The organism is Providencia rustigianii DSM 4541, assembly GCF_000156395.1.
Classification (GTDB): Bacteria; Pseudomonadota; Gammaproteobacteria; order Enterobacterales; family Enterobacteriaceae; genus Providencia; species Providencia rustigianii.
On sequence record NZ_GG703824.1, the window covers coordinates 24,107 to 34,319 of the forward strand.

At 38.4% G+C, this 10,213-nt stretch carries 11 protein-coding genes; all 11 read right to left on the bottom strand.

Annotated features, from left to right (window positions below; translation table 11 throughout):
- Positions 1-4: 4 nt before the first annotated feature.
- From PROVRUST_RS18250 to PROVRUST_RS18300, 11 genes are read right to left on the bottom strand one after another with little or no spacing between them, the layout of a single operon-like run.
- A complete protein-coding gene (locus tag PROVRUST_RS18250; RefSeq protein ID WP_006816384.1) occupies positions 5-2,323 on the bottom strand; it encodes a type IA DNA topoisomerase in 2,319 nt (772 codons plus the stop codon).
- A 22-nt stretch (positions 2,324-2,345) separates the two neighbouring features.
- Positions 2,346-2,927 carry a DUF6012 family protein gene (locus tag PROVRUST_RS18255; RefSeq protein ID WP_006816385.1) on the bottom strand — a complete coding sequence of 194 codons (582 nt, stop codon included), beginning with the start codon at positions 2,925-2,927 and terminating at the stop codon, positions 2,346-2,348.
- A gap of 2 nt (positions 2,928-2,929) precedes the next feature.
- The gene (locus tag PROVRUST_RS18260) at positions 2,930-3,178 is read right to left on the bottom strand and encodes a hypothetical protein (protein ID WP_006816386.1); all 249 of its coding nucleotides are present in this window, start codon (positions 3,176-3,178) and stop codon (positions 2,930-2,932) included.
- Positions 3,179-3,236: 58 nt separating this feature from the next.
- A complete protein-coding gene (locus PROVRUST_RS18265) occupies positions 3,237-3,785 on the bottom strand; it encodes a TrbM/KikA/MpfK family conjugal transfer protein (protein WP_039855985.1) in 549 nt (182 codons plus the stop codon).
- 2 nt (positions 3,786-3,787) lie between these two features.
- Entirely contained in the window at positions 3,788-4,183 is a 396-nt protein-coding gene (locus PROVRUST_RS18270; protein ID WP_006816388.1) for a cag pathogenicity island Cag12 family protein, read from the bottom strand.
- Complete coding sequence (locus tag PROVRUST_RS18275; protein WP_050767664.1) at positions 4,180-5,961, bottom strand: type IV secretory system conjugative DNA transfer family protein; 1,782 nt, start codon at positions 5,959-5,961, stop codon at positions 4,180-4,182. The genes PROVRUST_RS18270 and PROVRUST_RS18275 overlap by 4 nt, the downstream gene beginning before the upstream one ends.
- Before the next feature lie 56 nt (positions 5,962-6,017).
- Positions 6,018-7,049, bottom strand: coding sequence for a P-type DNA transfer ATPase VirB11 (gene virB11 / locus PROVRUST_RS18280; protein WP_006816390.1), 1,032 nt, complete (start codon positions 7,047-7,049; stop codon positions 6,018-6,020).
- Between the two features lie 2 nt (positions 7,050-7,051).
- A complete protein-coding gene (gene virB10, locus PROVRUST_RS18285) occupies positions 7,052-8,233 on the bottom strand; it encodes a VirB10/TraB/TrbI family type IV secretion system protein (RefSeq protein ID WP_006816391.1) in 1,182 nt (393 codons plus the stop codon).
- A complete protein-coding gene (locus tag PROVRUST_RS18290) occupies positions 8,230-9,147 on the bottom strand; it encodes a TrbG/VirB9 family P-type conjugative transfer protein (RefSeq protein ID WP_006816392.1) in 918 nt (305 codons plus the stop codon). Before PROVRUST_RS18290 ends, virB10 begins: the two co-directional genes overlap by 4 nt.
- A 2-nt stretch (positions 9,148-9,149) precedes the next feature.
- Complete coding sequence (locus PROVRUST_RS18295; protein ID WP_006816393.1) at positions 9,150-9,869, bottom strand: VirB8 family type IV secretion system protein; 720 nt, start codon at positions 9,867-9,869, stop codon at positions 9,150-9,152.
- Positions 9,859-10,077, bottom strand: coding sequence for a hypothetical protein (locus PROVRUST_RS18300; RefSeq protein WP_039855986.1), 219 nt, complete (start codon positions 10,075-10,077; stop codon positions 9,859-9,861). Before PROVRUST_RS18300 ends, PROVRUST_RS18295 begins: the two co-directional genes overlap by 11 nt.
- Positions 10,078-10,213 lie beyond the last annotated feature (136 nt).

Sequence of the window (10,213 nt, forward strand, 5' to 3'; positions counted from 1 at the left end):
AACGTTATTTTTTCTTTTCAGGGAAACCGAGCTTACCTGTTTTCTTATCATCTAAAATAAGTTCAGTATCAAACGGTTTACCTGCTTTAGATTTAAACCCTTTAATAACAGTTGTTTTTCCGTCTTTAATGAGTTTTTCCACTTGGTTCTGTGTGAGTTTTTTAGCGCAAAATTCAGCCCATATCTTAAATTCACATTCTGTACAAAAATACCCTTTTGGGCGAATGAGAATTTCTTTACTGCATGACGGACACATTACATTTAAACGTGCTGCTGCGCCCTCATTCGGTTGTTTTTCCGTGACTGGTTGACCATTTTTATCAGGGAATGACGTCTTACATTCAGGATAGCATGAGCAGCCCCAAAAGAAACCATTTTGCCCCTTACGTTTGATTAAAAAACCTTTTTGACAAACAGGGCAGGGCGTACCATTGGCTGTGATGTTAATTCCGTTGGCATCGAGTTCTGCAATCAGACCTTTAATATAGTTATCTGTTTCTTCGATAAATTCGGCAACCGTCAATTCACCCGACTTAATTTTAGCCTGTTTTTCAGCCCATCGAGCCGAAATATCTGGCTTTATTACTTCATCGGGTAATGCCGCGCAAAACTCTTGACCTTGTTTTGTTGTTTTCCAGACTAGCTCTGAATACCCTTTTTCTTTTTCAATGGAAACTAACCCCGTATTGGCAGCAAGTTTTTCAAGAATACTTGCACGAGTCGCTTCTGTGCCAATACTGCCTTGGTCTGTACTACCCTCGTCTTTGGCTTCAAGGATTTTACGCAATACAGGATCATCAATAAATTTTGCCGCTTTCGTCATTGCTGCAAGTAAAGTCGAGTCCGTAAAGTATTTTGGTGGTAAGGCAGGTTTTTTATCCACGTTTGCCGTTTCGCAAACACCATTATCATTAAATTTTAATGTTGATAAATCAAAATCGGTTTTAGTTGCTCCGTCCTTTTCTTCTTCGTCATTATCTTTACCTAACGACTCCCATCCCGACTGAATTAAAATGCTTTGCGTGGCGGTAAACGTATTACCTTTGACGTCAAAATGTACCTTGGTTTTATCGCGAATAGCATCGGGATAAAATAAACCGATATAATAGAGTGACACCAACCGATAAACATTTTTTTCTTTTTCGTTGAGTTTGCAGTTTGCCCCATCTTTCGTGGTTGGTGCGATAGCATGGTGCGCTTCAATTTTACTTGCATCGAATGCTTTATGTTTTCGCGTTTTATCCATCGACTCAGTTAATGCCGCTAGTTCTGGCATAGTCGCACTGATAGCAGCGGAAATATCATTAGCTTGGTAAAAATGTTCATCTGACAAATAGCGGTTGTCTGTCCGTGGATACGTGAGTAATTTATGTGTTTCATAAAGACTTTGCATAATATCTAACGTTTCTTTTGGCTTGTACCCAAAGCGTTTAGCGCAAATTTGCTGTAATGTTGAAAGATTAAGCGGTAAGGGCGGTTTTGTATTTTCCGTTTTTGTCGCTGAAATGGTGACTTTTGCATCACTGCCTAACACCGTTTCGGTAATATGTTTTGCTTGGGCTTCGGAAATCAAACGGCGTTTATCATCAATCTGATCGCTGTCCGTTGTTTGGTATTTAGCCTTAACTTGATGCCCGTTCACCTCAATTGATGCGTAAACGTCATAATAGAAACTTTCATTATGGTTTTGGTTCGCCAGCGTTCGCATGTTAACGAGTCCTAATACGGCACTTTGTACCCTACCCACATTTAAAACACCTTGATAGCCTTTCTCCTGCCCTTTTGTTGTACAACCACGCGTAAGATTATACCCAAAACTTTGATCGAGCAGAGAACGGGATAACGCACTGTTTGACATGCCTCTGAATTTTTCATTGGGTTGTAAATCAGCCAGTGCTTTTTTGACGGGTGCAGGGTTTAAATCTGAAATTAAAACACGTTCAACAGACTTTGTATTTTTTGCATAATCTAAAAGCTCATTAACCAATAAATTACCTTCTTCGTCTGGGTCGCCCGCATTGACAATCGTTTTTGCTTGGTCAATCAATGCTAAAATAATTTTTGTTTGGTCAGCCGATTCTTTTTTTATTTTATACGTTGGGGGGAAAAAGGTTTTAATCGGTAAATCATTAAAACGCCACTTTGCGTATTTGACATCGTAATCTTGTGGGTCGCTTAATTCAAGCATGTGACCATAACACCACGTCACCACATCAGAACCATGTTGATAATACCCATTTTTCTTTTCTGTACTAGGATTACCGCCTAAGCCCTCAAAAATAACTTTAGCAAGTGATGGTTTTTCTGCAATAAAGACTCTCATGATTGATTCTCCTAAATTATAATTAGCATTTAATGGCGCTTTCAAGTGTTGGCAGTCTATCTGAATAGTGGGAACTTAATCTTTCTGATTCAATGGAATGCAGAAGCAAACTTTCTTCCCTCATATTTAGAAAATCACCCCACTTATACGTTGTCCATGTATCATGGCTTTCTCGTTTTTCATCAGGGGTATAAAGTGATTGCATCATAGGCTGAATATGAACAGGAGCATTTTTGTATGCTTGATGTCGCCTAGATTTCCAATTTTTATAACCATCGCCCAAAAGAATATTATGAGATACTAAATCATAATCATGATCTTCAATGTAAGTCGTGACCGTGTGTCGAATTGTGTCTAGCCCGACAATTTCCCAATCATACTCAACGGTAAACCCATTTAGTTCTTTTTCGGTTTTCAATAAAAGCCCCTCAAGGGCTTTTCTACCTTTTAACATTCCAACCCAAATCGTTTTATTTGGGTAAGGTCTTTTTGTGGCGAGTGATTCCATTGTCAGATTAAAATCTAATTCAGGTATAGTAATTGATTTCAAAAAACACTCATTTGCCATTCTATGAATTAAAGCAGGAACTATATGTAAATACATTTCTATTCACCTCTATCATATTCAGGAAAAACAATTTTTAGCGACATTCCGCTGGTTTCTACCATATACTTTTTCACTAACCGCCCAATTTGGGCTTCTGACATATATTGCTCAACGACGATTTCTGTTATCAAATATTGATAACTTATTTTCGTTATATCTGCCAATCCAGAAAAACACACATAAAAGCAATAAATAAAAATACAGGGTAAAAATAAAATTATCCCATACATGGATTTTGCTACATTCATATCAAACCTTTTTTTTTAAATAGAAGTATCTCTCATAAAGAGATACTTCTGCATGGTATTAATCAACCCACTTACCGCCTGATTTGTTCCAACCAGCTACAGACTCTTTTTTTATCCATTCTGGACTCCCCTCATAACGTAGAGAGCTGTTTAAATCCGTCCATTCATGATTAATATAGGTACGGCAATAATTGGGTAATTCGTTTTTAATGCGATAATACGTTTCACGCCAGCAATCGGGATCTTTATTACTTCCTGAACACTTCGAGACTTCCTTTTCTTCGTATAAGAATTTGTTAAGATAAGCAGCATCACAACGCCCTGCACCATTTGCAATCGCATTGACTAAATCAGGCATTCCCTGCTCACTCGATGCAGGGCATAAATTTAAAAAATTTCCTCTTGCACGCACCGTATCAGACCAGAATTCTTTATTAATACCAAAATAACGAGATAATGAGGGAGCGCATTCACTCGGGCGCGTGCCCGATGAAAGGCATAGCACGGCTTCACAAGCGAGTTTAATATCTCCTGTAAAGACAGGCGCATCGGCATAACTCATTAAGGGTGATATCATTAGACTCAGTGCAAATAGCTTCTTTTTCATTTTTATTCCCTTATTAAATAAATCGTCGTGGAATTTTTTAACCACTTCGGTTTTGGCTGATATTGAATAACGGCATTTGCTCCGTGTGCTTGTAGCCATGCTTTTGTATTTAAAAATTCATGTCCTCCGTTAACTTCAATAATGATTTTATTGGCATGTGCAATGGCGTAAAAAACCGCATCATCATAAAATCGATTCTCAGGGATGAAATTTTCAATTCGCTTTTGCCATTTTTCGTTGACTTCATCACTTTTGATAACGGTATGCGTCGGTGTCCATGTCATTAATTGTGTATTCATCGACGTTTCTTTTTTACCCCAATCCACTTTTGGTGCTTCGGGGGGAGATGATGAACATGCTGTTAAAAAAAACACACTAAACCACACTATTTTTTTCATAAAAGAACCTCCGATTCTAATTCACCGAGAGAAAGCATTTTTTCTTTATCGGGATAACGCAATCCACGCATTCCAATTACTTTTTCTTTTTTATTTATTTTCTTCACTTCATTTTCTAGCTTAGGGCTGACTTTTAATAATCTGTCCATAAAATAGTTATCTGAAAAATACAATGCCTTTTCCGCTTTCACAGGGTTTTCACCTTTCAATAAAATAAATTCTTCTTTAAAATCGAGCGTACCTAACTCCTGCGGTAAAACTAATGCGCGTCGCGCTTCACTTTCCGATTTGCTTTTTGATGACCCGCGCCCATCACTTTGGCTTTCACCTTTTGATTTGGTTGTGATGAAGCCCAGCTTTGCCGATATTTGTTCCGCATCATCTTGTTCACTGACCGCGTAAATAATTCGGCAAGGGTGAGCACTCAATAACGTTTTCGCGCCCTCATTGCCGTAAATTTCATTTAATTGACTGACGTTCTGATAAATGGTCAAGAGTTTTAAATTAAATCCGGCGATATACCCTGAACCCTTTTTAATAATCGGCATGTAACCAATTGAAGGGAATTCATCGAGCATGAGTAAACACGGGTGCTTTAATGTTGCGTCAAAATCAGGATTTTCCCGTAGTGTCACTTCAATCACAAAATTAAAAAATAAATTTAAAAAATCATAAGCAATACCTAAATCTTCCGCATTAATCCCCACATAAATTGTCATTCGCTCACGCCTCAATTGACGTAAATCAAAATCGTTATTATCTGTGCATTGACGGACTGTTGGTAAATAAAACAAACTCATTTTTTTTCGAAATGAACCATCGACACTCGAACGCTGTTCATCTTCGGTTAAATGGTATTCTTGTAATTTTGTTAGCCCATCCTGTAAATGGTAAAGCGTATTTGCATCACGGGCTTTGGCTTCAATTTCCTGCCTATCATTAAGCACTAATTCTCGGTCAATACGCCCGTATAAATCCACTACGCTCCCAATGGAGAAGACCGATTTTATATCAAATGTTTTTAAATATTCTGGCGCATGGTGAATAAAGAAATACAATAATTTTGTTAGCCCTGTAAAATATTGTCCTGCTAAATTATTAAAGTGTGCTTCGGCTCCCGTTGACCCATAAGAGGGAAATAAAATTTCCACTAATTTTAATAAATCTTTTGCGCCACTTTCTTTATTCAGTTCAATATAACTAAAAGGATTAAAACCGTGTGTTTTGCTGTTAAACGGGTCAACTAAATAAACCTGATGCCCTAACAATTTTTCACGGACTTTACTGGTGATTTTCCAACATTCCTGTTTAGGGTCGAGAATAATCAGCGAATGCAACCACACAAGCAAATTCGGAATACCAATTGCTGCCCCTTTCCCTGCGCGTGTGCCAGCGCCTAATGACACAAAATCAGGCGCGGTATACCACAAATATTTCCCTTTGTGCTTCCCGACTAAAATGCCTTTTGAATTTTCTTTTTCCCATTTTAACAGTTTGGATTTTTTCAAATCCGTGTCACTGGCAAATTTTGCGTCTCCATGCAATGACAGTTTTTCTTGATTTAAGAAATAAATCACGGTTACAGGCAAAATAAAAGCGATAACTAACCCAATCAATAAAGCCGGAATTGCCGTCAATCGAATGGATGATTTAATTCTATTTTCACTGATAAGTTGCCACAACAAATCGGATTGATAGTGTTTATACAGGTAAACAACATCATACCCATTGAAAAAATAAATCAGGACGCTCCCTGCATAATAGGCAATCCCCATCATGACAAAAACAATAAAAATCGATTGAGGTTTATCGGGATATTTTCTCACACTTCCCCCTAAACTAAGAGTTTCGTTAAATAATCAGCTTGATGAATATCTTTAAAATAAATGTTGCTGGCAAAACGGTTATCACACTCATCAAGGTATTTAATACTCATAATGACATCGATATTATTCAGTACCTTTCTGACTAGGGCATTAAAGGGCAAATTATTACATTCAGCATTTTGGTAACATCTTGTCACCATTCCCAACACCGCATCTTCTGGCGTTTCTTCGTGAACCGTGGTTATGCCCCCTGAGTGCCCTGAACTTGACGCTTTTAAGAAATCCCACGTTTCCGCCCCGCGAATTTCCGTCATTAAAATACGGTCAGGATTCATCCGCAAACACGCTCTCAATAACAGGGCAGACGTAATGACACTTTTTTCTGCTTCGGATGGATAATAGAGCTTCACGTGATTTTCATGAAAGCGAAAACGTGTTTCGTCAGTGTCTTCAATAGAAATTAATCGTAAGTGATGCGGAATATAAAACATCACGGCATTACTAAATGTTGTTTTACCGCTTCCTGTCCCGCCACAAAACACCATGGTTTTCCCTTGGCGTAAACATTCAGGAATAAATTCAGCAAAATTGCCACTGAGATATAATTCGACTAAATCCGATGAAGCATTGGCAGCATTGAACGACTGACCGACTCGGGAATAAAACCCCGAACTGACAATATTCTCATGCGTAATAAACACGTTTGACGGTTTACGAATGGTAATTGACACTTTATTTTTTTCACTCGCGGGAGGTATAACCACCTGAACACGTTCACCCATAGGAAGTGTTGCCGATAAAATGGGTTTAATCTCGCCAATTGAATCTTGGTGATAATCGGCTAACGTTGAGGCAAACGAAAGGCAATCATTAAATGACATCTTAGTGTCTCGCTTTTCCCAATGCCCTTTGACTTTTAAAAAAAGTTTATTAGGTTCATTAACCGCGATTTCCGTTAATCCCTCAATGCCATTCAGATGTTCTGCAAAAAATTGTTGGGTAAAATCATTAATAAGGTGTTGGTTTTTAATATCGCGCATCGTTATTTCATCCTTAACTGATAAATACCGCTAAAATCCAAATCATTCCCTGTGATCAATGAAATAATTTCCCCTTGGTTTTTATACAGCGTAGGCGGAATGTTGACGCTATTAGCAAAAGACTGTTTCGCTATTTCAGCGAATGCCTGACGGCTGTTGGCGGTATAATCGGTCTGGCTGTCTTTGTTGTCCTTTGCCACATTACTTAATCCCTGCATAGCATCCGGTATCATGCCAAGCATCATTGCCCCACCAAAGCGATCCCAAAAATGCGTCTCTATCCAACCATCAACGCCCGTTTCCCCTAATGCCCCCGCAGCTTCGGAATCTATCAACGGAATATCAATAAAGGGTTGTGTGCGTGTCCGTAGCTTGGTCGCCATTAAAAAGACGCGTCCTTGCCCCTGATTCGGCACATACGCCGATTTATAAAGCAAATGCGCCACTGTGCCTTTATCTATCAATTTAACGTTGCCATTCGCGCTGTAGACATCCTCATAGACGGTACACGTTAGTTTTCCTGCTAAATCCGACACGAAGCGACGATCAAGCGCACACGGGATAGCCGTATTTTCAGGAATAAACAAATTTGGGTCATACGGTAAGCGCGTAATTTTGGTTTTACTGGTTGCCACTGTTTCCGCTTGTGTCGAGGCAGGGGTCGTACTACTGGCAACAGGTGCTTGACTATTAGAGGGAGCACTGTTGCTACTGGTGCGATTTGATACCCCTCTATCCATTCCACGGCTAAATTCAATCCGTGTTGGCGGTGGAGGTGTCGTTATTCCTGACTCATTGGTACTTGGCTGCACTAACTCACCGTTACTGTTCAACTCAGCCTGCCCAAACGGATCAACATCGTTATTGAGTCCCGTTAATTTGTTATTTCCCCCTGTTGATACGGTTTCTTGTGGGACTTCTTCTGTATCACTGCTGATAAACGCTCGTAATAAAGACGGGAAGTAATACAATGACAATGCACCCACGGATAACACTAAACACAAAATAAGTAACAGAGTGCCTTTTTTGGATTTTCTTAATTTTTCAATGCCTAATGACACTTTTTTTGGCTCAGAAGTCACCACCGCATCATCTGTCACAGTCGCATCTTGCTGTTGACGAGCTTGTTTTAATTGCTGTTCAATTTCAACAGCCGTCAACGGCTTTTTAGTTTCATCGCTCATTGCGTCACCTCTTTAACGACATTTTCAGATACCGTATCGCTATTGCTTAATCGAATTTTACCCATACCTTTATTTTCGATACCAATCACTTGGTTTCCCAAACGCAATACCCAGCGATCATTCACTTGGTGAGCGACTAATACGGTATAGTTACCGCGTTTTTCAATCGTTGGGGTCGTAATGGTTTCTTGTTCACCCACTTGTGCAAATAAACTCGGCATTTTTTTGTTTGGGTTAAACGCAAAATAGGTAAATCGACCATCATCATAAGCATAGTCAGGAACAAGCATTTCACTCCCCTTGGCGACACGTTGATAGTATTGCCAGTTTTTCGGTGTTTTCGCGTTTTCAAGTTCCCGATTAATTTTTGCCGTTTCTTGCTGACGTTGATATTCCACTAAACGTTGCTGTTCAATATCACTTTGTTGTTTTCGTTTTTCGTCGGGATAACGGTAATTCACCACAAACGCAATTTTTTTCGGTTCGTTAAACGTTTTTGCATTGAGTTCTAAACTGTAATTACGTTTTGTGGTGACAACAAACAAATTTGTTTTCCATCGAGTTAAATCACTTTCAGGGTCAAGCGCAATTTCTTTTTGCTCAACCTTTCCATTGTCTGTCATTTCTTCAACGACTTGTTTAACAGGTAACACACGAATATAAACACGGTTATCACCTTTTAAAACATCCCATCCTTGCTCATACCCTGTTTGTGTATCAATGACTTTTTCATCTTCATCAAAAACAACGGTGGTAATATACCCAATCGCACTATTAATCACCGTCGTATTTAACGGATTAAAATTAACGATTTGATTTCGTGGGTCATAACGACTTGCCGAGGGCTGTATTTCTGCATAAGTTTGTTGTGATAAAAAAACAGCCAGTAATAATAAAAGACTTTTCTTTTTCATTATTAACCTCTAATTTCTTTTTCAGCGATAAAACTAGTCACCACAAAACCTAATGGATTTGCATTTCGCTCACTTTCTTTTTTCTCTGCATCCGGTATAAATCGATAGGTCATTCTGGCAACCCACGTTTCCTCAACACTGCGATTCGTCGTGACATCTTTAATGATTTTTTTAAATCGCACGGTTGCTAATAAATCTGGATCGCCTTTTTGAGACGATGGATTGATAAAAATAGGATACAAGATTTCAATTTCGGCTATACGCTGTGCTTTTTTATATACAATGGTCGGACGTGATTCAGTTTTAAACAATGCGGTATAATCATTTGCCACACTTTCCGCACTCCATAACATCACCATGTCATAATCGTGCTGCAAACGAAAATAGTTATAGCCTTCACGCGCTTTAATGTATTGCGTGACAAAATAACGTCCTAACGCTTCGTCTTTGGTGAATTCTTCACTTTTCACACGAGACACTTTTTCAGTTTGCCCTGTATTTTTATCGACTGTCCATATTTCGACTTCCGTATTTTTTAACGGCAACATCATGATAATGGCAAGTAAACTTAAAAAAGAAAACGCCAACCCCGAAAAACCAAACACTTGATAAAGCGCATTAATAATTTTTTGTTTTTTGATGTCTTTTTCTTCAAAGGTTTTTGCTAAATCGGTTTTCTCTTTCTTTTTTAAAAAGGGTATTCCCACTTTTTTATTTTTCATTTCCTGCACCCCCAATTTTTATTTTGATTAAACAATTGCGCTTGACAATATCCGTGATTTCTTTCAACGCCCTTTCATCTAAATTAATAATTGAACTTAAATCAGATTGAATAGATCTCCATTTTTCCTTTCTTGGGTTTACATAAATAACATTCGGACTTTCTTTTTTTCCTGCGATTAAAATATTTTCTTTTATTCTACTTTTCATCATTCATCACCTCGGTAGTATTAATCGGCTGTAATTCGCCTGAGACGTTTGGTAATAAATGCGTTGACTGACAGGCGGTTAAAAGAAAAACAACAAATATTAAATATTTTTTCATTTTATGTTCCATAACGTTGTC

Coding starts and splice junctions, on each gene's coding strand:
- PROVRUST_RS18250 (WP_006816384.1), bottom strand. CDS start 2,323: ATGAGAGTCTTTATTGCAGAAAAACCATCACTTGCTAAAGTTATTTTT.
- PROVRUST_RS18255 (WP_006816385.1), bottom strand. CDS start 2,927: ATGTATTTACATATAGTTCCTGCTTTAATTCATAGAATGGCAAATGAG.
- PROVRUST_RS18260 (WP_006816386.1), bottom strand. CDS start 3,178: ATGAATGTAGCAAAATCCATGTATGGGATAATTTTATTTTTACCCTGT.
- PROVRUST_RS18265 (WP_039855985.1), bottom strand. CDS start 3,785: ATGAAAAAGAAGCTATTTGCACTGAGTCTAATGATATCACCCTTAATG.
- PROVRUST_RS18270 (WP_006816388.1), bottom strand. CDS start 4,183: ATGAAAAAAATAGTGTGGTTTAGTGTGTTTTTTTTAACAGCATGTTCA.
- PROVRUST_RS18275 (WP_050767664.1), bottom strand. CDS start 5,961: ATGATGGGGATTGCCTATTATGCAGGGAGCGTCCTGATTTATTTTTTC.
- virB11 (WP_006816390.1), bottom strand. CDS start 7,049: ATGCGCGATATTAAAAACCAACACCTTATTAATGATTTTACCCAACAA.
- virB10 (WP_006816391.1), bottom strand. CDS start 8,233: ATGAGCGATGAAACTAAAAAGCCGTTGACGGCTGTTGAAATTGAACAG.
- PROVRUST_RS18290 (WP_006816392.1), bottom strand. CDS start 9,147: ATGAAAAAGAAAAGTCTTTTATTATTACTGGCTGTTTTTTTATCACAA.
- PROVRUST_RS18295 (WP_006816393.1), bottom strand. CDS start 9,869: ATGAAAAATAAAAAAGTGGGAATACCCTTTTTAAAAAAGAAAGAGAAA.
- PROVRUST_RS18300 (WP_039855986.1), bottom strand. CDS start 10,077: ATGAAAAGTAGAATAAAAGAAAATATTTTAATCGCAGGAAAAAAAGAA.